The 19,831-nt window shown below is 64.2% G+C and carries 23 protein-coding genes and 1 pseudogene; 12 read left to right on the forward strand and 12 right to left on the reverse strand.

From position 1 onward, the window contains the following. Positions 1–127: 127 nt before the first annotated feature. Positions 128–748, reverse strand: a complete 621-nt coding sequence (locus FJ956_RS29590) for a hypothetical protein (RefSeq protein ID WP_140684778.1) — start codon at positions 746–748, stop codon at positions 128–130. A 106-nt stretch (positions 749–854) separates the two neighbouring features. Continuing rightward, positions 855–980 carry a type B 50S ribosomal protein L36 gene (ykgO, locus tag FJ956_RS29595; protein ID WP_006203764.1) on the reverse strand — a complete coding sequence of 42 codons (126 nt, stop codon included), beginning with the start codon at positions 978–980 and terminating at the stop codon, positions 855–857. Between the two features lie 244 nt (positions 981–1,224). Between ykgO and FJ956_RS29600 the strand changes: the two genes are divergently transcribed. After that, positions 1,225–1,647 carry a lysozyme inhibitor LprI family protein gene (locus FJ956_RS29600; protein ID WP_140684777.1) on the forward strand — a complete coding sequence of 141 codons (423 nt, stop codon included), beginning with the start codon at positions 1,225–1,227 and terminating at the stop codon, positions 1,645–1,647. 4 nt (positions 1,648–1,651) lie between these two features. Here the strand turns inward: FJ956_RS29600 and FJ956_RS29605 are convergent, their stop codons facing one another. The 3 genes from FJ956_RS29605 to FJ956_RS29615 form a co-directional block, all read right to left on the reverse strand. Beyond that, positions 1,652–2,728 (reverse strand): 5-(carboxyamino)imidazole ribonucleotide synthase, encoded by a 1,077-nt coding sequence (locus FJ956_RS29605; protein WP_140684776.1) that lies wholly within the window; start codon positions 2,726–2,728, stop codon positions 1,652–1,654. Next, complete coding sequence (purE, locus tag FJ956_RS29610; protein ID WP_140684775.1) at positions 2,725–3,222, reverse strand: 5-(carboxyamino)imidazole ribonucleotide mutase; 498 nt, start codon at positions 3,220–3,222, stop codon at positions 2,725–2,727. The genes FJ956_RS29605 and purE overlap by 4 nt, the downstream gene beginning before the upstream one ends. 128 nt (positions 3,223–3,350) lie before the next feature. Continuing rightward, entirely contained in the window at positions 3,351–3,554 is a 204-nt protein-coding gene (locus tag FJ956_RS29615) for a DUF465 domain-containing protein (RefSeq protein WP_040985243.1), read from the reverse strand. A gap of 239 nt (positions 3,555–3,793) precedes the next feature. Here FJ956_RS29615 and FJ956_RS29620 point away from each other — a divergent pair, with 239 nt between their 5' ends. The 3 genes from FJ956_RS29620 to FJ956_RS29630 all read left to right on the forward strand — a co-directional run bounded on the left by FJ956_RS29620 (position 3,794) and on the right by FJ956_RS29630 (position 6,333). Then, on the forward strand, positions 3,794–3,973 hold the full coding sequence (locus FJ956_RS29620) for a YdcH family protein (protein ID WP_042641511.1): 180 nt from the start codon (positions 3,794–3,796) through the stop codon (positions 3,971–3,973). Positions 3,974–4,217: 244 nt separating this feature from the next. Continuing rightward, positions 4,218–5,468 (forward strand): flavodoxin-dependent (E)-4-hydroxy-3-methylbut-2-enyl-diphosphate synthase, encoded by a 1,251-nt coding sequence (gene ispG / locus FJ956_RS29625; RefSeq protein WP_140684774.1) that lies wholly within the window; start codon positions 4,218–4,220, stop codon positions 5,466–5,468. A 4-nt stretch (positions 5,469–5,472) separates the two neighbouring features. Beyond that, on the forward strand, positions 5,473–6,333 hold the full coding sequence (locus tag FJ956_RS29630) for a lytic transglycosylase domain-containing protein (protein ID WP_140684773.1): 861 nt from the start codon (positions 5,473–5,475) through the stop codon (positions 6,331–6,333). A 239-nt stretch (positions 6,334–6,572) separates the two neighbouring features. Here FJ956_RS29630 and FJ956_RS29640 read toward each other — a convergent pair whose 3' ends face one another. The 3 genes from FJ956_RS29640 to FJ956_RS29650 all read right to left on the reverse strand — a co-directional run bounded on the left by FJ956_RS29640 (position 6,573) and on the right by FJ956_RS29650 (position 11,292). Further along, the gene (locus tag FJ956_RS29640; RefSeq protein WP_140684772.1) at positions 6,573–8,906 is read right to left on the reverse strand and encodes a response regulator; all 2,334 of its coding nucleotides are present in this window, start codon (positions 8,904–8,906) and stop codon (positions 6,573–6,575) included. 153 nt (positions 8,907–9,059) lie between these two features. Further along, positions 9,060–9,944: an AraC family transcriptional regulator gene (locus FJ956_RS29645; RefSeq protein ID WP_140684771.1), complete on the reverse strand. Its 885-nt coding sequence runs from the start codon at positions 9,942–9,944 to the stop codon at positions 9,060–9,062. A 430-nt stretch (positions 9,945–10,374) separates the two neighbouring features. Further along, a complete protein-coding gene (locus tag FJ956_RS29650; RefSeq protein ID WP_140684770.1) occupies positions 10,375–11,292 on the reverse strand; it encodes a polyprenyl synthetase family protein in 918 nt (305 codons plus the stop codon). Positions 11,293–11,420: 128 nt separating this feature from the next. Between FJ956_RS29650 and FJ956_RS29655 the strand changes: the two genes are divergently transcribed. From FJ956_RS29655 to FJ956_RS29665, 3 genes are all read left to right on the forward strand, one after another. Continuing rightward, complete coding sequence (locus FJ956_RS29655) at positions 11,421–12,128, forward strand: transglycosylase domain-containing protein (RefSeq protein ID WP_181170409.1); 708 nt, start codon at positions 11,421–11,423, stop codon at positions 12,126–12,128. 153 nt (positions 12,129–12,281) lie between these two features. Then, positions 12,282–12,464: a 50S ribosomal protein L32 gene (gene rpmF / locus FJ956_RS29660; protein WP_006203806.1), complete on the forward strand. Its 183-nt coding sequence runs from the start codon at positions 12,282–12,284 to the stop codon at positions 12,462–12,464. A gap of 230 nt (positions 12,465–12,694) precedes the next feature. Then, a complete protein-coding gene (locus FJ956_RS29665) occupies positions 12,695–13,096 on the forward strand; it encodes a hypothetical protein (RefSeq protein ID WP_140684769.1) in 402 nt (133 codons plus the stop codon). Positions 13,097–13,329: 233 nt separating this feature from the next. Here FJ956_RS29665 and FJ956_RS29670 read toward each other — a convergent pair whose 3' ends face one another. Then, entirely contained in the window at positions 13,330–13,848 is a 519-nt protein-coding gene (locus FJ956_RS29670) for a helix-turn-helix domain-containing protein (protein WP_140684768.1), read from the reverse strand. Between the two features lie 88 nt (positions 13,849–13,936). Here FJ956_RS29670 and FJ956_RS29675 point away from each other — a divergent pair. From FJ956_RS29675 to FJ956_RS29690, 4 genes and pseudogenes are all read left to right on the forward strand, one after another. Continuing rightward, positions 13,937–14,763: pseudogene (locus FJ956_RS29675) on the forward strand (alpha/beta hydrolase). 461 nt (positions 14,764–15,224) lie between these two features. After that, the gene (locus FJ956_RS29680) at positions 15,225–15,881 is read left to right on the forward strand and encodes a glutathione S-transferase family protein (RefSeq protein WP_140684767.1); all 657 of its coding nucleotides are present in this window, start codon (positions 15,225–15,227) and stop codon (positions 15,879–15,881) included. A 6-nt stretch (positions 15,882–15,887) separates the two neighbouring features. Then, on the forward strand, positions 15,888–16,223 hold the full coding sequence (locus FJ956_RS29685) for a metalloregulator ArsR/SmtB family transcription factor (protein WP_140659963.1): 336 nt from the start codon (positions 15,888–15,890) through the stop codon (positions 16,221–16,223). Positions 16,224–16,234: 11 nt separating this feature from the next. After that, entirely contained in the window at positions 16,235–16,696 is a 462-nt protein-coding gene (locus FJ956_RS29690) for an SRPBCC family protein (RefSeq protein WP_140684766.1), read from the forward strand. A 59-nt stretch (positions 16,697–16,755) separates the two neighbouring features. Here the strand turns inward: FJ956_RS29690 and FJ956_RS29695 are convergent, their stop codons facing one another. From FJ956_RS29695 to FJ956_RS29705, 3 genes are all read right to left on the reverse strand, one after another. Continuing rightward, complete coding sequence (locus tag FJ956_RS29695) at positions 16,756–17,031, reverse strand: metalloregulator ArsR/SmtB family transcription factor (protein ID WP_040985209.1); 276 nt, start codon at positions 17,029–17,031, stop codon at positions 16,756–16,758. Between the two features lie 32 nt (positions 17,032–17,063). Beyond that, positions 17,064–18,311 (reverse strand): MFS transporter, encoded by a 1,248-nt coding sequence (locus tag FJ956_RS29700; protein ID WP_140684765.1) that lies wholly within the window; start codon positions 18,309–18,311, stop codon positions 17,064–17,066. Between the two features lie 81 nt (positions 18,312–18,392). Further along, complete coding sequence (locus tag FJ956_RS29705; protein ID WP_140684764.1) at positions 18,393–18,587, reverse strand: DUF1192 domain-containing protein; 195 nt, start codon at positions 18,585–18,587, stop codon at positions 18,393–18,395. Positions 18,588–18,799: 212 nt separating this feature from the next. Between FJ956_RS29705 and FJ956_RS29710 the strand changes: the two genes are divergently transcribed. Beyond that, complete coding sequence (locus tag FJ956_RS29710) at positions 18,800–19,807, forward strand: NAD(P)H-quinone oxidoreductase (RefSeq protein WP_140684763.1); 1,008 nt, start codon at positions 18,800–18,802, stop codon at positions 19,805–19,807. Positions 19,808–19,831 lie beyond the last annotated feature (24 nt).

Below are 19,831 nucleotides of genomic sequence, written 5' to 3' on the forward strand. Positions count from 1 at the left end.
GCTGCGCAGATGAGCTTCATGCGGTGACATACGGGCGACGGGGAGTAGGGGAGGCATTTCCGAGCGCCGTTTACAGTCCCAAAAACATACTCCCTTACTCCCCTATTCCCCTACTCCCTTAAAACTATCAAATTCCCTCGCCGGCTAGCTCTTCCGAGAGCGTCGAGACCTGGTCCTGGGCGCTGCGCATCATGGGGTAGATGGCCAGCACCCTCTGCCAGGCTTCCAGCGCCGATTGCTTGTGGCCGGTCTCGGCCATGATCTGGGCGAGACCCGAGAGCGCGCCGAAATGGCGTGGCTCGAGCTGCAACGTGCGGTCGATGTCGGCCATCGACTTTCCGTAATTCTTCATCATGAAATGCACGGTGGCGCGCCGGTTCCAGCCTTCGGCATAGTCGGGCTGCAGGGTCACGACCTGGTCGAGGAAATCGAGGGCGACGTCGAACTTCTGGTCCTCCGTCGCCTTTTGCGCCCATTGCATCATCAGGTCGATCGAGGCGCTGCCGGACTGGTTCCACTCGTTCCAGATGCGGCCGGCGATGCGCTCGGCGGCCTTTTCATTGCGCTCGCGCTTCAGCTCGGCGAAGAGCTGGTCGAGGCGGCCCTGCCTGGTCGGAGCGACCGGCGGCGGTGTCGTGGCGGGCGGCGCGGCATCTGGAGGCAGCGCGCCCGGTACCGTTTCTGCCCCTGCAGGCAAAGCTGCGCCGGACAGCAAAAGGGCGGCGAGAAATGCAAAACGAATCCGCATCGCCGGAATCTAATCCCGGACGGCGGATCGTCAAAGTGATTTTAGCGTGAGAGGGCCGGCGAACCGGCAATCGACATCGGCGCGGCGTAGACGCCGCGCACAAGGCTCAGCCCTGGCGCGCCTTGTAGCGCGGAGCGGTCTTGTTGATGATGTAGATGCGTCCCTTGCGGCGAACCAGCTGGTTGTCGCGGTGACGCGCCTTGAGCGCCTTGAGCGAATTCTTGATCTTCATGGTCTTGCCTGTTCGGTCAGGGCCCGTCCCGGGCCGAATTTTAAAGGCGCGCCCACAAAAAGCGCGCCTTTGAACTTGCGTGGCTCATAAACGAGGAGGCTTGCCCGTGTCAACCACGTGCGTGTGTCCGAATGCCACAAGGGACGCGGCATATCAAATATTCGCCATCCCGGCGGGCGCGGCATTGCGCGACTCAGAGGCGGCTGGAATGGTGCAATCTCGGCGAAACGACCGGAGATTCCACATGCGCCGCCTGCTTTTGCCTGCCTATCTGGTCCTGCTTGCGACCGCCCCGGCCGCCTTTGCCGAGGATTGCGACCGCAACGACGACAGCCAGTCGATGCTGAACATCTGCGCCGATGCCGACTATCAGGCCGCCGATGCCAAGCTCAACGCCGCGTATAAGAACATCGTCGGCAGCAACGGTCAGGCCTCGAACAAGCTGCTGCAGACGGCGCAGCGCGCCTGGATCGCCTTCCGCGACGCCGAATGCGCCTACTCGACCGCCGACAGCGAGGGCGGCTCCATCCATCCGATGGAGGTTTCGCAGTGCCTGACGACGCTCACCCACGAGCGCATAAAACAGCTCACTTCGGACGCCAACTGCAAGCTGAGCGATCCGAGTTGCGCCGGCTCGGACGCGGGCGACGACCAGGACATGCAATAGGGCGTTATCGCGACCTGAAGAGGCGCGTGAAATGGCCCATCTTGCGGTCGGGTCGCGTCTCGGCCTTGCCATAGAGATGCAGCATCAGATCGGGCTCTGCCAGCAGCGCCGGCACCTTCAGCATGTCGTCGCCGATCAGGTTTTCCATCACGCAGTCGAAATGCCGGGCGGGCGAGCCCAGCGGCAGGCCGGCGACGGCGCGGATATGCTGCTCGAACTGCGAGACGAGGCTGGCGGCCTCCGTCCAGTGGCCGGAATTGTGCACGCGCGGCGCCAGCTCGTTGGCCAGAAGCGAGCCGTCGGCAAGCACGAAGAACTCGACGCCGATGACGCCGACATAGTCGAGCGCGGATAGGATTTTCGCGGCTGCGTCCTTGGTGGCGGCGACCGTTTCCGGGCGGATGGCGGCCGGCAAGGTCGAGCTGCGCAATATGCCTTCGCGGTGGACGTTTTCGGCTGGATCGAAGGCGGCGATGGTTCCGTCGAGGCCTCGCGCGGCGATCACCGAAATCTCGCGCTCGAAAGCGACCAGCGATTCCAGGATCAGCGGCACATTGCCCATCGCCTCGCAGACGCCGGCAAAGCCGGCCGTCTCCATGTTGCGGAAGACGCGCTGGCCTTTGCCGTCATAGCCCATGCGGCGGGTCTTCAGCACGCCGCTGCCGCTGAACGTCTTCAATGCCTCGGTCAGCTGGTCGTCATTGTCGACCGGTCGGAATGCCGCCGTAGGGATGCCAATGCCGTTCAGGAAACTTTTTTCGGTCACGCGATCCTGGGCGACTTCGAGCGCGCGTGCCGGCGGATAGACCGGGACCGTTGCCGCCAGCGTTTCAGCCGCCGTGACCGGGACATTCTCGAATTCATAGGTGACGACGGCGCTGGCGACGGCCAGCTCGGCGAGCGCTGCCGGATCGTCATAGGCAGCGACGATCTGGCGGTTGGCGACCTGGGCGGCCGGGCAGTCGGGCTGGGGCTCCAACACGACGATGCGGTAGCCGAGGCGCGCGGCTGCCATCGCCAGCATGCGGCCGAGCTGGCCGCCGCCGATGATGCCGATGGTCGAACCTGGAGCCAGGCTCACGGCGCGTCCGTCGGCTCGGTGGCGACCTTGGCGGTCTGCGCCGAGCGCCAGGCGTCGAGCCGGGCGGCTAGCTTGTCGTCATTGAGCGCCAGCACGGCGGCCGCGAGAAGTGCCGCATTGGCGGCGCCCGCCTTGCCGATCGCCAGCGTGCCGACCGGAATGCCGGCCGGCATCTGCACGATGGAAAGCAGCGAGTCCTGGCCCGAAAGCGCCTTGGATTCGACCGGAACGCCGAACACCGGCAGCGGCGTCATCGCCGCCGTCATGCCGGGCAGGTGCGCCGCGCCGCCGGCGCCGGCGATGATCACCTTGTAGCCGGCGGCCTTGGCGCCCTTGGCGAACTCATAGAGGCGGTCGGGGGTGCGGTGCGCCGAGACGATCAGCCGCTTGTGCGGGATGCCCAGCGCCTCCAGCGTTTCCGCCGCCTGGCGCATCGTCGCCCAGTCGGACTGGCTGCCCATGATGATGGCGACGTCGGCACGCTGATCGGTCAAGGTTTCGCTCCGCGGCGGCAAAGGCGCGCCTTAGCGGAATTCGCCGACAGCCGCAAGGATGTGGTGAATGCGCTCTCTCGCTATCCGCACGGCCCGTGGCCTCTCGGCCGCGACGCCCGCGTCGGGTCCTAAGCGATGATGTCGGGAATGATGCGGTCCTCCAGGGCCGAGAGCCGGTCTTTCAGCATCAGCTTCTTCTTCTTCATGCGCTGGATCTGAAGCGGGTCGCAGCCCGTGGCGATCATCGCGTTGATGGCGGCGTCGAAATCGGCGTGTTCTTGTTTGAGCCGGGAATATTCGAGGCGTATTTCAGCCTGTTCCTGTTCGGACATTATCTACCGTCTGCGTGTGCATCGCCCAATCGGGCTGTTTGGGCGGGGCCGTGACTTGCGGGTTTGTGACCGGCGCGCAGCCCTTACCACATTTCACTTTGTCGTGGAATGCTACCACGCGGCATTCGACATCGAGATCGGTTGGTGGCAAACTGTCATGGTGCCGTCACAGTCGCAACCTGCGGTGGAGGCCCCTGCGACGGCTGCAATTGAGGAAACCATGAAAGGGAGAACCATTCATGTCTCTTGCATCCCATCTTGATGAGTTGCAGCGGAAACACGGTGACATCGAGCGCGAGCTCACCGATGCGATGAACCATCCTTCGGTCGACGACCTCGAAATCGTGAATCTCAAGCGACGCAAGCTGGCAATCAAGGACGAGATTGAAAAGCTGAAAGCTAGCCCAACAACACACTGAAGCTCTTACAGGCACCATCATCGCAACCCGCCGCGGTGAAATTTCCGGTGGCAAGAAATGCCACCGGCGTGGTGCTTTTTAACTGAAATCGATGGAAAGCTCGGTCGCAAGTCTTGCGGTCGGCCGGGTTGTTATTTTTCGCATGGCTGCAGCCCGATTTGCAGGCTGGCCTGCCGGTTGCCATTGACAAGCCATCTTTGCTCCGCCACCTCATGCCCGGAACTTCCAGATGAAGGCGGCCGGCATGACCGGATATTTTTCTTCTCCCTTCCCACGGCGCCAGTCGGTCGGCGTATCGGTCGGCGGCGTGATGGTCGGCGGTGGCGCGCCGGTCGTCGTGCAGTCGATGACCAACACCGACACCGCCGATATCGACCAGACCGTCGCCCAGGTCGCGGCGCTGCACCGTGCCGGCTCGGAAATCGTGCGCATCACGGTCGACCGCGACGAGAGCGCGGCGGCGGTTCCGCGCATCCATGAGCGGCTGCTGAGGCTCGGCATCGACGTGCCGCTGGTCGGCGACTTCCACTATATCGGCCACAAGCTGCTCGCCGATCATCCGGCCTGCGCCGAAGCGCTGGCCAAATACCGCATCAATCCCGGCAATGTCGGCTTCAAGGACAAGAGGGACCGCCAGTTCGCCGCGATCGTCGAGATGGCGATCAAACACGACAAGCCGGTGCGCATCGGCGTCAACTGGGGCTCGCTCGACCAGGAGCTGTTGACCCGGCTGATGGACGACAACCAGGCGAAGGGTTTTCCGCTCACCGCGCAGGAAGTCACGCGCGAGGCGATCGTGCAGTCGGCGATCCTGTCGGCGGAGATGGCGGAAGAGATCGGGCTCGGCCGCGACAAGATCATCCTGTCGGCCAAGGTCAGCGGCGTTCAGGATTTGATCGCCGTCTACACCGAGCTTGCCACCCGCTCCGACCATGCGCTGCATCTGGGTCTGACCGAAGCCGGCATGGGCACCAAGGGCATCGTCGCCTCTTCCGCCGCCATGGGCATCCTCCTGCAGCAGGGCATCGGCGACACGATCCGCATCTCGCTGACGCCGGAGCCGAATGGCGACCGCACCCGCGAAGTGCAGGTGTCGCAAGAGCTTCTGCAGACCATGGGCTTCCGGCAGTTCGTGCCGATCGTCGCGGCCTGCCCCGGCTGCGGGCGCACGACGTCAACCGTGTTCCAGGAACTCGCCCAGAGCATCCAGGCCGATATCCGCAAGAACATGCCGGTGTGGCGCGAAAAATATCCCGGCGTCGAGAATCTCAAGGTCGCGGTGATGGGCTGCATCGTCAACGGTCCGGGCGAATCCAAGCATGCCGATATCGGCATCTCGCTGCCCGGCACCGGAGAGACGCCGACGGCGCCTGTCTTCATCGACGGCAAGAAGGCGGCGACGCTGCGCGGTCCGTCCATCGCGCAGGATTTCGAGAAGATGGTCGGCGACTATATCGAGCAGCGCTACGGACACGGCAAAGCAGCGGCCGAGTAGGCCGATGCCGCTTTTGCCGCGCGCGACGCTGATCCTGATCTGCGCGCTGATCCTCTCCGGTCAGGCATTCGCCGACCCACCGCAGTCGCGGTCCGCCGCCAAACGGCTGATCAACCGCGTCTGCGATCTGATCGAAGTCCAGGCCCAGCAGAACGGCCTGCCCAAGGATTTCTTCGCTCGACTGATCTGGAAGGAGAGCCGCTTCGATCCGAACGCGGTGAGCCCGGTCGGCGCCGAAGGCATCGCGCAATTCATGCCGGGCACCGCCAAGATGCGCGGGCTCGCCGATCCCTTCGACATCGGGCAGGCCATCCCGGCCTCGGCGAAATATCTCGCCGAGATGAAGGCCGGCTACGGCAATCTCGGCCTCGCGGCGGCGGCCTACAATGCCGGCGAGAACCGTGTGTCGCGCTGGCTGATCTCGGGCGGCTTCCTGCCGATGGAGACGGAAAGCTATGTCTTCGACGTCATGGGCGAGCCCGTCGACAAGTTCTCGGACAAATCCTATGCCGGCACCGTCGAGCCGCTCGACCCGAAGATGAGCTTCGCGGTTGCCTGCCGCAGGCTGCCGGTGATCATGTCGCGGACCGTCGCCATGGCCTCGATCAACGTGAAGCCGTGGGGCGTGCAGGTGGCGGGCAATTTCCGGCGCTCCGCGGCGATCGGCCAATGGCTGAGAGTGCGCGGCCGGTTCCCGGCCTTGCTCGCCAACCACGACCCGGTGGTGAGCCGGGTGCGCACGCCGATCGGCCGGCGCGGCATCTATGCGGTCAGGATCGGCGCCGACTCGCGCGGCGAGGCTAACGGTATCTGCGACAAGCTGCAAAGCGTCGGCGGGGCGTGTGTTGTGATGCGCAACCGGTGACTGGTACCACGAAGTTGGACGTGCTGGCGGGACAGCGCCCCCCTCTGTCCTGCCGGACATCTCCCCCACAAGGGGGGAGATTAGCCGTCATCGCTGCTTTCGCCAATCGCCGACCGTTCATGACTGAGCGAGGCGCCCAAGCTGCCGATCTCCCCCCTCGTGGGGGAGATGCCCGGCAGGGCAGAGGGGGCGCGAAGGAACTCGGCGGTAGCCGATGGCTGCCTAACGCCACCTGCCGCTCAAGCCGTCTTCGCCGCCACTGTCTCGCTGAGCCAGGTGCCGATCTTGGCGCCGAGGCGGTCGGGCGAGACGGGCTTGGGCAGATAGTCGTCCATGCCGGCCTCGATGCATTTTTCGCGGTCGCCCTTGAGCGCATGCGCGGTGACGCCGATGATCGGCGTGCGATCGCCGTTCTGCTCTTCGATCGCACGGATGGCGCGGGTCGCCTCATAGCCGTTCATCTCCGGCATGGAGACGTCCATCAGCACCAGGCGCGGGCGCAATGAGCGGTACATCTCGACCGCGGTCCGGCCATTGCCGGCGATGCGGTAGCTGAGACCGAAACCGTTGAGGATCTGGCCGAAGACCAGCTGGTTCACGTCATTGTCCTCGGCGATCAGGATGTCGATCGGGCCGCTCGGCGCTGCCGTCGATTCCGGCGCGGCAGGCATGGGCACGGCCGGGCCGCGGATGACGGTGAAGGCCGGAGGAGCCGCCTGGGCCGCGGCCGGCTCTCGCACGAAATGCGCCTTGGCGCCTTGCGTGCGCGCCTTCTGGATAGCGGAGATCACGGTGCCCAGCAGCACCGCCGAACGCGCCGGCTTGGTGAGATGCGCGACGATGCCGAAATCGATCACCATCCTGCCGAAATCGACCTGGTCGACCGAGGTGAGCAGCACGACCGGGATGGAGGAGAGGCGGTTGTCGGCGGCGATGGCTCTGGCGACATCGGCGCCGTTCATGCCGGGCATCTGGTAATCGAGGATGATGCAGTCGACCGAGGCGCCGAGCTGGCAGGCGCGGTCGAGGAAGGCGAGGCCGACCGCGCCGCTTTCGGCGGCCGCGCAGTCGAAGCTCCAGCTTCTGAGCTGCTCCAGCAGGATCTCGCGGTTGACCGGATTGTCGTCGATGACCAGCACACGGGCGCCGGTGACGTCGACCGGCACCAGCTCGTCGCGCGCCTGCTGGCTATGCGGCGGCAGTGGCACGGCGAACCAGAACACGGAGCCGCGGCCGATCTCGCTTTCGACGCCGATCTTGCCGCCCATCAGGTCGACAAGCCGTGCGCCGATCGCCAGGCCAAGGCCGGTGCCTTCATGGCGGCGGGTCGAGGAGCCGTCGACCTGGGCGAATTTCTCGAACACGCTTTGCAGTTTTTCGGCCGGAATGCCGATGCCGGTGTCCTCGACGCGGACCTTGAGCTGGACCACGCCGTCGACGACATCGCCGCCGACATCGATCAGCACATGGCCCTTCTCGGTGAACTTGACGGCGTTGCCGAGCAGGTTGGTGACGATCTGGCGGAAGCGCCCGGCATCGCCGACGACGAAGGCCGGCAGGCGCGGGTCGACGCGCACGATGAGCTCGAGGTTCTTTTCGGCAACGCGCGCCGACACCAGCGTCGCCACATCCTCGACCGCCTCCGCCAGGCGGAAGGGGGCGGGGTCGAGCGTCAGCTGGCCGGCGTTGATCTTGGAGAAATCGAGGATGTCGTTGATGATGGTGAGCAGCGCGTTGCCGGATTTGACGATGACGTCGGTGAAGGTCTTCTGGCGCGGCGTCAGCTCCGTCTTGGCAAGCAGCTCGGCCATGCCGAGCACGCCGTTCATTGGCGTGCGGATCTCATGGCTCATATTGGCGAGGAATTCGGACTTGGCGCGGTCGGCGGCCTCGGCCTTGAACAAGGACGCGGCGGTCTCGGCGAAAGCGCGGTGGATCGCGTTCTCCATCGGCCGGAAGATCAGAGCCGCGGCGATGGCGAGCACCGCGAACAGCAGGCCGCTCGCCCACAGGAGCAGCCGGTCGTTGGAAGCATCGGCGAGGCGGCGCTCCTCGTCGAGCGCGGTGCGCACCTTCACCAGCATAGGCTGGGCGAAAAGGTCGTTCTGGTTGCGGATCTCGCGGTAGCTCCACTCGTCGACCTTCTGGGCGACTGCCATCAGGTTGAAGTTGCGCACCATATCGCGCGCCGACCAGAACAGGTCGTCATTGACCGAAGCGGTGTCCAATGCGTTGACGGTGTTCTTCGACAGGCTCGGCCTGATCGCGGCAAGCTGGGCGTTCAGGATTCCGATCTCGCCCGTCAGGCGTTCGGAATGGCCGCGCGCGGCGGTCGTCAACGCATCGCGTGTCTCGCTGCGCCAGGCGGTGCCGGTCGTCTCGGCGAAATTGGTGGCGTTGCGCAGGTCGCGGGCGAAGATGACGAAATTGCCGCTGAGGGCATCGACCTCGTGACGGTACGAATTCACACGGTTGAGCGCGAAAATGACGGCGGCCGAGGCCAGCGCGAAGACAAGCAGTCCCGAAATGTAGCGGATCCGGATCGACCGGAGGAAGGAAGAATATTCCGGCATGCGCAACCCCAACACATACGCACAATTTTTAATGGTCGGGATTACGCTTGATTTACATTAAAATTTCGTTGGTGGGATGGCAGCGACCGGATGGGTGGACGGCAGCCTGCCTGCTTGTTGCGAAAGGCAGGAACAAGCCGCCATCGCAGGCTGCTATTTCAGCGGCAGAAACAGTTCCGCGACGACTTCATGGACCGGCACGTCCTGGAAGAAGGAAAGCTGTCGCTGGCAATAGATTGGGAAGTCACGCGCCTCCTCGCCGCTGGCCGGTAGCCAGTCATGATAAAGAAAGAGCGCGGCGGGCTCCAGATTGTGCGAAGCGCCGTTGACGCGCAGCACCGCGCAGCGCCCGCCGGGGATCACGCCTGCTTTCATCTCTTCGTCATTCGCCGCGATCGGCTGATCGGTCCCGACGCACAGGTCCATGCTGTAGTCGGCCGGGATCGCTGGTTCCCGCTCGGAACGGAAGACGGTGAAGGTCGGGCTTGTCTCCGGCGACAGGCCGGCAGCCTTGCGCCAGGCGATGAAGCGCTGGATGGTGTTGCCGAGTGTCGCCCGGTCGCCCCGGTGCTCCATGATCGCCACCGGCGTTTCGGGCACGTCGCGGATCATCACGTCGTCGTGGGTAAAGGTCGTCTGCATGAGCTTGCTCCTCGCATTGTCCAGTGGCCCGAAGGCCGCAAGCCACGGCTCCCATTCGGGAGATTTCCGGAACGACGAAGGCGATTGCCCGAACCGTCGCCGAAAGGCACGGGCGAAGGCATCCGGTGCGTCGTAGCCGGCATCCATCGCTATCTCCGTGACGCTTTCAGCGTCCTTGGAGGCCAGCCGGCGCGAAGCACGCTTCATACGGGCAAGCTGAACATAGCGATGCACGGACAAACCGAAGGTCGCCGTGAACTGCCGGTGGAAATGGAATTTGGAGAAAGCCGCAACGCGACTTACCGTCTCCAGGTCCAGATCACCGTCCAGATGCTGGTCTATGTAATCCAGCACCCGCCGCATCCGGGCGTGGTAGTTTCGAAGCGCCGCCTTCAACCTTGTTCCTCCGTGGCGGCACCAGCTAGTCGCTCATGGTCGTGACGTGCTCGACCGATCTTGCGGTTTTGGGGCGGTTCGACCGACACAAGGGTGAGGACGGCTTGAAGTGATTGAATAGAGGATTCTTCGCCAAAAGGATCCTCTCATGCCGACCACGGTTCACGCCGCCCTCATCGAAACCCTAAAGCGCGTCGCGCTGAAGCGGATTCAGGCGACGCGCTTTAGGGTTTGTTTTCATGCATGTCGTTATCGCAAAACCGCTGCACACTTTTGCGCGACATGCATTAAGCCGTCATTTTGCACTGCGCAATTCGCGCCTGGAAACACTGCGGTTCTGATCGTGGCGCTGGTTCAAGGCCGCACGGCAGACGTTGAAACCTGTCGGAGCCGTTCGATGCGCGATCCTGAGCCAGCAAACCGGCTGCTTTCAGTTGCTCCGCGTCGCCACGAATGTCGCGGCGGCTTTCAGCAGTTCCGCCTGCTCGCCATAGGGCTCGAGCAGCGCATGCGCCTGGTCGATCAGGCCGTGGAGCTGGCCGCGCGCCCAGTCTGGTCCGTGCAGCGAAGCAAGCGTTGCCTTGCCGGCGGCAACATCCTTGTTCGTCGCCTTGCCCATCTGCTTTGCGTCGGCGGTCAGGTCGAGCAGGTCGTCGGCGAGCTGGAAGGCAAGGCCGATCGCCGAGCCGAATTCGGCCAGCCTCTCGCGGTCGGCTGGCGGCGCGCCGGCGACGATCGCGCCGGCCTCGCAGGCAAAGCGGATCAGCGCGCCGGTCTTCATCGCCTGCAGCGTGATGATGCCGGCCTCGTCCGGCCGGTCGCGCTCGGCTTCGAGGTCCAGCATCTGGCCGCCGACCATGCCGCCGGCGCCGGCCGCGCGGGCAAGCGCGAGAACGAGGGTGGCGCGACGCTCGGCCGACAGCGCGGTCGCTTCGTCGGCGATGATATCGAAGGCCAAAGTCAGCAGCGCGTCGCCGGCGAGGATCGCGGTCGCCTCGTCGAAGGCCTTGTGCACCGTCGGCTGGCCGCGCCGCAAATCGTCGTCGTCCATGGCCGGCAGGTCGTCATGGATCAGCGAATAGCAATGCACGCATTCCAGCGCCGCCGCGACACGGAGTGCGGCCTCGTTCCCGGCGGAAAACAGCGCGGCGCTTTCCAGGACCAGAAAAGGCCGCAGCCGCTTGCCGCCATTGAGCACGCCGTGACGCATGGCCGCCATCAGGCGCTGCGGCCGCACGATCTCACTGGTGAGCGGACGCGCGTCGAGGATCCGGCGCAGCTCGCTCTCAACAGCCGCGGCGCGCATGAAAAGCGCGGTTTCGAAGGCGGTCTGGTCGTCTTTGCTCATGGCCGGGAGCGGTAGCCGACACTCAGACATTGCGCAAGCAGGCGCGCGCCTTTATGCCGATGGAGGCGAGGCACGGGTGGGACGGCTTGACGGAACCGATCGTCGAATATGAAAGCGAAGGGCTGGACATGGCGCGACGTCGGCGCCTGAACCGCGCCGGTGTGAAGCGCATCGCCCGGCGTTGCCTGGTCGTCGCCATCGTTTTGGCGGCCATCCCGGTCGTGCTCACCTTCCTCTACCTGCCGTCCTTCGTGCATCCGGTCTCGACGCTGATGCTGAAGGACCTCGTGACTTTTTCCGGCTACGACCGGCGCTGGGTGTCGATCGACGACGTGGCGCCGGTGCTGGCGCATTCGGTGATCATGTCGGAGGACGGGCAGTTCTGCTTCCACCGCGGCGTCGATCTCGGCGAATTGCGCGGCGTGGTCGACGACGCGCTGGCCGGCGAGGCGACGCGCGGCGCCTCCACCATCACCATGCAGACGGTGAAGAACCTTTTCCTGTGGTCGCGGCCATTGGGCAGCGTGCGCAAGGTCGTCGAGCTGCCGCTGGCCGTCTATTTCGACGCGGTGATGTCGAAGCGGCGGATCATGGAAATCTATCTCAACATCGCCGAATGGGGGCCGGGCATCTACGGCATCGAGGCAGCCGCCCAACACCATTTCGGCGTCTCGGCCAAGCAGTTGTCGCGAAGGCAGGCGGCGCTGCTTGCCGTCAGCCTGCCCAACCCGATCGCGCGCAATCCGGCCAAGCCGGGGCCGGGCCTGCGGCGGCTGGCCTCGCTGATCGAGCGGCGCGCGAGCAGGTCCGGCGCCTATGTCGGCTGTCTTGATTAGGACGAAGCGGCGCCGGCTCAAAAAAATTCGCGCCAGCGCTGGCCAAAACGGCGCAAGGCGTGTATAGGCACCCGACTTTCTCAGATTATGGCCTCGATGCGGCCCTTTCGCGAGGGTTGCCGGGGCATTTTGACCATGTAGTGGAGCATATCCATGGCCGTTCCAAAAAGAAAAACCTCTCCGTCGAAGCGCGGCATGCGCCGCTCGGCCGACGCGCTCAAGGCCCCGACCTATGTCGAGGACAAGAATTCCGGCGAAATGCGCCGTCCGCATCACATCGACCTGAAGACCGGCATGTATCGCGGCCGCCAGGTTCTGGAGCCGAAGGAAAGCTGAGAAGCTTCCAAGGGTTTCTGACTTTCAAAAGACCGGCCTCTGGCCGGTCTTTTTACGTCTGGCCCCTGGTTGATGGAGGCCTGGGCCGCACAGCCTGCAGAAAAGCCGGACAACCGGCTGACATCGTTATTTCATTAGGTCTTAGAGCGTGTTCGCTGCCGCCGGCGAAAAACCTTGACGGCGCGCCTGCCGGGGATTTTACAAAAGGGGTGCCCATTGGAGTCGCCCAGATGTTCGGTGCCATCCCGCTGCTGATCGTGCCCTTCGTCCTCTACAATCTCGGCCTGCTTGGATTGTTCGGCGGCGGCGACGATCCCTGGATGACCGAGATGTTCTCCTTCCGCATGATGTCGGGCGGCGTGTTCTCGATGACGCTGGGGGACCTGATGGTGCTGATCGGGCTGATCTTCCTGTTCATCGAGATCTCGAAATCGGTGCGCACCACCAACGCCTCGATCCTGGACCATCTTTTGTCGACGCTGGTCTTCGTCGCCTTCCTGGTCGAATTCCTGCTGGTGAAGGGCGCGGCGCATTCCGTCTTCTTCACGCTGATGGTCATCGCGCTGTTCGACGTGCTGGCCGGCTTCTCGGTGTCGATGCGGTCGGCGAGCCGGGATATCAATTTGAATTAGGTCGTCATTCCAGGGCGGAGCAGGAGCGAAGCGACGTCGCGGAGACCCTGGAATCCATGCCGTGACCTTGGCCGAAGAGCGCAGCGGAGCAGAACTCTGCACCGTCGCAACGCTTCAACGTCACGGAATGGATTCTATGGTCTGCGCCGCGTCGCTTCGCTCCTTGCTTCGCCATAGAATGACGACACGAGAAACGTTTCGGCCAATCTCCAAGGCCACCGAGACGAAAGCGGTCAATCCACAGTAGCCTCAGCCTTTCGCGCGACGACTGCCTCGTAGGCAGCCCGCAGTTGCTGGCGCACGGTCGGCGTGCCCGGCGGCGTCTTCGAAGGCGCGCCCAGATGCTCGTGGCGCAGCTCATCCATGAACTGCTCCCATAGCGGCGGGCCGCCCTTTTCGAGCAGCTCGGCGCGGATCGACAATTCTTCCGTAACCGGCAGCCAGACGCGTCCCCAGGCGCCGAGCTGCGCCATGATCGGCACCAGCGTGATCGCCATCTCGGTCAGGCTGTAGATCGCCTTCTGCTTGTGGCTGGGATCGTCGGCCTTGGTCAAAAGCCCAAGCTCCATCAGCCGCTTCAGCCGGTCGGCCAGGATGTTGGAGGCGATGCCTTCGATCGAGCCGTTGAGCAACTCGCGGAAATGGCGTTTTCCGCCGAAGATCATGTCGCGCAGGATGATCAGGCTCCACCGGTCGCCGAACACTTCGAGCGACAGATTGATCGGGCAGCCGGACCGACGGTCGATGCTCATGGCAATCTCCAGAAAAACCAGTTGCATTATGATATCGGTTTGATTATCGTGCAACTGATTGCAAAATGCAATCGGATTGGAGGAGCAGATGACCACCGCAGCACGGCGCCCCGACATCGTTTCGGAAAGCTTCGGCAGTTCGAAAGATCCGACGATCCTTTTGATCATGGGCGCCATGGCCTCGATGTCGTGGTGGCCCGAAGCCTTCTGCCGGCAACTGGCCGGGCGCGGTCGCTTCGTCATCCGCTACGACAACCGAGATACCGGGCTGTCGACCAAATATCCGCCGGGCGCGCCGCCTTATACGTTCGAGGACATGGTGGACGATGCCATGCGCGTGCTCGACGACCATCGCATCGCCAGGGCGCATGTCGCCGGCATGTCGATGGGCGGCATGCTCGCGCAGGGCGTCGCGCTGAAATATCCGAACGCGTCGGCGCGCTCACCGTGATCTCTTCTTCGCCGCTCGGCGTCGACACATCCGGCCTGCCGGGAACGACCGAAGCCTATAAGGAACATTCGGCCCAAGGCGCCGATATCGACTGGTCGAACAGGGACCAGGTGCTCGACTTCATGGTCAAGGACGCCCGCGCGATTGCCGGCACGCGCCATCCGTTCGACGAGGAACGCACGCGCGCGATGATTGAGGCCGACTACGATCGGTCCGGCGGTCTCGCCAGCGCGGCCAACCATTTCCTGCTCAAGGGTGGTGGCCCGCAGCGGACGGTGCGGGATCTTCGCGCGCCGCTGCTCGTCCTCCACGGCAGCGCCGACCCGCTCTTCCCGATCGAGCATGGCGAAGCGCTGGCAAAGGCCGTTCCCGGCGCAAGGCTGGTCAAGATCGAAGGCGGCGGCCATGAACTGCATCGCAACGACTGGCCACAAATCGTCGACGCTATCGTCGCACACGGCTAGTGGCACTGCACAGGGATTTTGACCGGTCGGCTCCGTTTGCGTTGGCAGGTGGCAAGCGTTGGAGATTGGCCGAAACGCCCATCGCGATCGTCATTCCAGGGCGGAGCAGGAGCGAAGCTCCGTCGCGAAGACCCTGGAATCCATGCCGTTACCTTCGCCAAGGAGTGCAACGGAGCAAAATTCTGCACCGTGGCGGCGCTTCCCAGTCACGGCATGGATTCTACGGTCTGCGCCGCGTCGCTTCGCTCCTTGCTCCGCCATAGAATGACGACGTTAGGGGGCGGCTTCAACCAATCCCCGGCGTTTGCGCTGATTTCACGGACATGAACGGAAAATCTTGCACCAAGACAAACGCCAACCTTTCAAAATCCCTGTGTCGGGGACTAGGCGTGGAGGCTCAACGGGTTTACGACATTAGTTAAGTGATCACTTCAGTATTGCTCGAGCGAAAGAGAGCGAGAATGTCCCTGACGCTGCATTTCCATCCGCTGGCCTCGTTCTGCTGGAAGCCGCTGATCGCGTTCTACGAGAACGGCACGCCGTTCGAGCCGGTGATTGTCGACCTCGGCGACGAGGCCTCCCGCGCCGCCTTCCTGAAGGTGTCGCCGACCGGCAAGATGCCGGCGCTGCGTGACGATGCGCGGGACCGCACGGTGCTGGAATCCACCATCGTCGTCGAATATCTCGCCGCGCATTATCCGGGGCCGGTCGAGCTCGTTCCCGTCGCTATCGATCTCGCCCTGCAGGTCCGTCAGGCCGACCGCTTCTACGATTTCTACGTGCAGCATCCGATGCAGAAGATCGTCGGCGACAGGTTGCGGCCAAAGGACAAGACCGATCCGTTCGGCGTCGAGGAGGCCCGCGCGCAGCTGCGCAATTCCTACGCCATCGTCGAAGAGGACATGCAGGCCAAGACCTGGGCGGTGGGCGAGACCTTCACGATGGCCGACTGCGCCGCATCGCCGGCGCTGTTCTATGCCAACAAGGTCGAGCCGTTTGGCGACAAGTTCCCGGCGGTGAAACGCTACCACGACCGGCTGCTCGCGCGTCCGTCCTTCGCCCGCGTCATCGAGGAAGCGCAGCCCTATTTCAAGTTCTTCCCCTACAACAACGGCTAGCCGGCCATGCTGCACGATCCCGCCCAGCTCGATCTGATGTTCCAGGCGCTCGCCGATCCAGCGCGGCGGCAAATGGTGGATCGGCTGTCGCGCGGACCGGCGTCGGTCAGCCAGTTGGCGGAACCGCTGGCGATGTCATTGTCGGCCGTCGTCCAGCATCTCAACGTGCTCGAGGCGAGCGGCCTCGTGAGGACCGAGAAGCTTGGCCGGGTCCGCACCTGCCGGATCGAGCCGCAGGCGCTTCGGGCCGCCGAGCGCTGGATCAACGAGCGGCGGCTCGCCTGGGAGCGCCGGCTCGACCGTCTCGGCGATTTCCTCGCTGAAACCAAGGATGAAACCTGAAGGGTCCCGTCATGAGCGAACGATCCGTCGTCCATTCCACCTTCGTCATCGAACGCGTCTATCCGGCGGCGCCGGAAAAAGTCTATTTCGCGCTGAGCGATCCGGCCGCCAAGAAGCGCTGGTTTTTCGATCCAGACAACCCCATGCCCAGCCGGCATGAGATGGATTTTCGCGTTGGCGGCAAGGAAGTGAACGCCGGCTGTCCCAGCGACGGGCAGATGCATTTCTACAACGCGGTCTATCAGGATATCGTGCCCAACCGGCGCATCGTCTACAGCTATGAACTCTTGTTCGGCGAAACCCGGGTCTCGGTTTCGCTCGCGACGATCGAGCTTATCCCCGAAGGCAAGGGAACGCGGCTTATCCTGACGGAGCAGGGCGCCTTCTTCGACGGCATCGATACACCGGCCACCCGCGAGCATGGCACCGGCGAACTGCTCGATGCGCTCGGCGCTGCGCTGGCGGCGAACTGAGTCCTTGTGTCTAGAGCACGATCACCTTGTCGCGCGCCTGCGGCTCGACGCCCCTCGAATCACTCCCCCGGCGCCGTTTCCCAGAACTGGTCGAGCCAGATGTTGAGCCTGAGGAAGCCGGCGCTGCTGACGGCATAGACGCGCCTCGTGCCTTCCGCCTTGGCATTGACCAGGCCGGCGTCGAGCAGGACCTTTAGATGCTGGGAAACCGCAGGGCGTGAGACGGGCAACCCGGCCGCCAGTTCGTTCACCGTCTTCGGGCCGCGCCGGAGTTCTTCCAAAAGATAGCGCCGGTTGGGATCGGCTATCGCCACGAAGGCGTCAGAAAACATCATGCCTTTATTTGTGAGGCAAAGTCTTGCGAATCTCAACTATTGGTTTCAACCTTTCTGCGCGGATCGAGCCTAGTTGCCTCGGGCGTCACCGCGCGGTCCGCGGGCTGCGTCTTGAAGGCGTCGCGGTTTTCGATCGGCACCGGCGCGCGGGCGCGGATACGCAGCAGCGTGTAGCCGGCAAGGCTGAGATGCGCGAGCGCGGTTGCCAGGAAAAGCCCCTCCGGACGCACCGAGCCCATCAAGGCCGCGGCCAAAAGCGGACCGATCATCGTGCCGAAGCCGTAGAGCAGGAGCAGGCCGCCTGAAACCTTGACGAAGTCCTCGGAGCGGGCGTGGTCGTTGGCATGCGCGACAGCGATCGAATAGAGCGTATAGGCGAACGCGCCATAGGCGGCGGTCAACACGATGATGAAGACGCCCGAACGCGGCGCGATCAGGAAGATCAGCACCGCGACCAGGGCCGCGCCGAAGGCGGCGCCGGCCAGCACGAAGCGGCGGTCGGTTGTATCCGACAGGCGCCCGGCCGGTAGCTGCATGGCGGCACCGGAAACGACCACCAGGCTCATCATCAGCGCGATCTCGGCGGTCGATATGCCGACGCGCGCGCCATAGACGGCGCCCAGCGTGCCCCAGGCGCCGTTGGCGATGCCGATCAGGAGGCAGGCCACCGCCGACACCGGCGAATTGGCGTAGAGGCCTTTGACGTCGAGCTTGACGTCCTGCAGGGGCTTGGGATGCGACTGCGTCGACACGGCCGTCGGAATGAGCGACAGGCAAAACAGGATGCCGGTGATCATGAACAGCGAGGCTGACCGCACATCGCCGCCGGCGACGATCATCTGGCCGCCCATGATCGAAGCATAGGTGACCATCATATAGAGGCCGAAGACGGTGCCGCGGTTCTCGTTGGTGGCCTTCTCGTTCAGCCAGCTCTCGATCACCATGAAGGCGCCGGCCATGGTGAAGCCGGTGAAGGCACGCAAAAGGATCCAGAAATACTCGTCGATGATGAGGCCGGTGAGCAGCGCGATGATCGCGCCCGACGCGGCGAAGGCGCCGAAAGCCCTGACATGGCCGGCGCGGCGCACGAGACGCGGCGCGAAGAAGCAGCCGGCGACGAAGCCGCCCGCCCAGGCCGTGCCCATCAGGCCGAGCGATGCGGTCGAAAAACCCTCCACCTGGCCGCGCAACGGCAACAGCAGGCCGTGCAGGCCGGATGCGGCGAGCAGGAACGCCGTGCCGCGCAGCAACGAGAGGATCGGTCTGTAGGTTGCAAACATCGCTTGATCCGGGTTCGAGACGCAGGGTCTGAAGACAGATGTATTCGGGCTTTTCGGCGGCGAGCGAGCACGCCGAACAATTTATCCGCGGCGGAACAGCGACTCGGCGGCGGATTTGGTGGCGCCCTTGGCGGTGCGCTCGGTTTCCAGCCTGGCGATCTCGTCGCGCAGCATCCCGATGCGCTCGGACAATTCGTCCACGGAAAGCAGCGACAGGTCCTGGCCGATCTCGTGCGGGCGCGGCTTCTTCCTGGGTTCGTCGTCGAAGATCGCCATCCGTCGCTCCTTCCTTACTTGGCCATTTGCCTGATCTGACAATCAGCATACATAGAGCAATTCCAGGAAAAATGCGTAGCGGTTTTCCGTCCGGAATTGCGTAAGAACAAAGAGTTGGAGCGGTTCGGCGTCTCTATCGGACGTCAAACCGCTCCAAGCAGGGCGCCGATGCAAACGGCCGACAACAGACCGACATAAGGAGATGGCAAGCCATGGCAAGTCAGAAGATTCCGGCGAAGATGACGGCCATCGCGATCTCGCAACCGGGCGGTCCCAGGGTGCTCAAGCCGGAAACGCGCGATGTGCCGGTACCTGGCTCCGGCGAAGTGCTGATCCGGGTGCACGCGGCCGGCGTCAACCGGCCGGACGTGCAGCAGCGCAAGGGTGCCTATCCGCCGCCACCCGGCGCGTCCGACCTGCCTGGCCTCGAAGCTTCGGGTGAAATCGCGGCGCTCGGCGACGAGATATCGCGCTGGCGCATCGGCGACCGGGTCTGCGCCCTGACGCCGGGCGGCGGCTATGCCGAATATGTCAAGGTGCATGCCGGCAGCGTGCTGCCGCTGCCTGCGGGCTTCACGCATTCGGAGGCCGCCGCTGTTCCGGAAAACTACTTCACCGTCTGGCACAACGTGTTCGAGCGCGGCGGCCTGAAGAAAGGCGAGACGTTGCTTGTCCATGGCGGCTCGTCCGGCATCGGCACCACCGCCATCCAGCTCGCCTCGGCATTCGGCGCCACTGCGATCACCACCGCCGGCAGCAAGGAGAAATGCGACGCCTGCCTCAAGCTCGGCGCCGCCCGGGCCATCAACTACCGCGAGGAGGATTTCGTCGCCGCGGTGAAGGACGCGACCGGCAGGAAGGGCGCCGACGTCATCCTCGACATGGTAGGCGGCGACTATGTCGCGCGTAACTACGAGGCGGCGGCCGTCGAGGGGCGCATCGTGCAGATCGCGGTGCAGGCCGGCGCCGTGGCCAGCGCCGACTTCTCCAAGATCATGGTGAAGCGCCTGACCCACACCGGCTCGACGCTTCGCCCGCGCACCGTCGAGTTCAAGGCGGCGATTGCCGCCGCGCTGGAGGCCCAGGTGTGGCCGCTGCTCGGCACGCGCAAGGTTGCCCCCGTCATGGACATGATCTTTCCGCTAACCGAAGCCTGGCGCGCGCATGAGCGCATGGAAGAGGGCGAGCATATTGGCAAGATCGTCCTCGACGTGGAGTAGGGGAGTAGGGGAGTAGGGGAGTAG

The organism is Mesorhizobium sp. B2-4-3 (assembly GCF_006442815.1).
Taxonomy (GTDB): domain Bacteria; phylum Pseudomonadota; class Alphaproteobacteria; order Rhizobiales; family Rhizobiaceae; genus Mesorhizobium.

Bases quoted from the DNA above. Each gene is read 5' to 3' on its own strand.
- FJ956_RS29590 (WP_140684778.1), bottom strand. From the start codon at position 748: ATGCGGATTCGTTTTGCATTTCTCGCCGCCCTTTTGCTGTCCGGCGCA.
- ykgO (WP_006203764.1), bottom strand. From the start codon at position 980: ATGAAGATCAAGAATTCGCTCAAGGCGCTCAAGGCGCGTCACCGCGAC.
- FJ956_RS29600 (WP_140684777.1), top strand. From the start codon at position 1,225: ATGCGCCGCCTGCTTTTGCCTGCCTATCTGGTCCTGCTTGCGACCGCC.
- FJ956_RS29615 (WP_040985243.1), bottom strand. From the start codon at position 3,554: ATGTCCGAACAGGAACAGGCTGAAATACGCCTCGAATATTCCCGGCTC.
- FJ956_RS29620 (WP_042641511.1), top strand. From the start codon at position 3,794: ATGTCTCTTGCATCCCATCTTGATGAGTTGCAGCGGAAACACGGTGAC.
- ispG (WP_140684774.1), top strand. From the start codon at position 4,218: ATGACCGGATATTTTTCTTCTCCCTTCCCACGGCGCCAGTCGGTCGGC.
- FJ956_RS29630 (WP_140684773.1), top strand. From the start codon at position 5,473: ATGCCGCTTTTGCCGCGCGCGACGCTGATCCTGATCTGCGCGCTGATC.
- FJ956_RS29640 (WP_140684772.1), bottom strand. From the start codon at position 8,906: ATGCCGGAATATTCTTCCTTCCTCCGGTCGATCCGGATCCGCTACATT.
- FJ956_RS29650 (WP_140684770.1), bottom strand. From the start codon at position 11,292: ATGAGCAAAGACGACCAGACCGCCTTCGAAACCGCGCTTTTCATGCGC.
- FJ956_RS29655 (WP_181170409.1), top strand. From the start codon at position 11,421: ATGGCGCGACGTCGGCGCCTGAACCGCGCCGGTGTGAAGCGCATCGCC.
- rpmF (WP_006203806.1), top strand. From the start codon at position 12,282: ATGGCCGTTCCAAAAAGAAAAACCTCTCCGTCGAAGCGCGGCATGCGC.
- FJ956_RS29665 (WP_140684769.1), top strand. From the start codon at position 12,695: ATGTTCGGTGCCATCCCGCTGCTGATCGTGCCCTTCGTCCTCTACAAT.
- FJ956_RS29670 (WP_140684768.1), bottom strand. From the start codon at position 13,848: ATGAGCATCGACCGTCGGTCCGGCTGCCCGATCAATCTGTCGCTCGAA.
- FJ956_RS29680 (WP_140684767.1), top strand. From the start codon at position 15,225: ATGTCCCTGACGCTGCATTTCCATCCGCTGGCCTCGTTCTGCTGGAAG.
- FJ956_RS29685 (WP_140659963.1), top strand. From the start codon at position 15,888: ATGCTGCACGATCCCGCCCAGCTCGATCTGATGTTCCAGGCGCTCGCC.
- FJ956_RS29690 (WP_140684766.1), top strand. From the start codon at position 16,235: ATGAGCGAACGATCCGTCGTCCATTCCACCTTCGTCATCGAACGCGTC.
- FJ956_RS29695 (WP_040985209.1), bottom strand. From the start codon at position 17,031: ATGATGTTTTCTGACGCCTTCGTGGCGATAGCCGATCCCAACCGGCGC.
- FJ956_RS29700 (WP_140684765.1), bottom strand. From the start codon at position 18,311: ATGTTTGCAACCTACAGACCGATCCTCTCGTTGCTGCGCGGCACGGCG.
- FJ956_RS29705 (WP_140684764.1), bottom strand. From the start codon at position 18,587: ATGGCGATCTTCGACGACGAACCCAGGAAGAAGCCGCGCCCGCACGAG.
- FJ956_RS29710 (WP_140684763.1), top strand. From the start codon at position 18,800: ATGGCAAGTCAGAAGATTCCGGCGAAGATGACGGCCATCGCGATCTCG.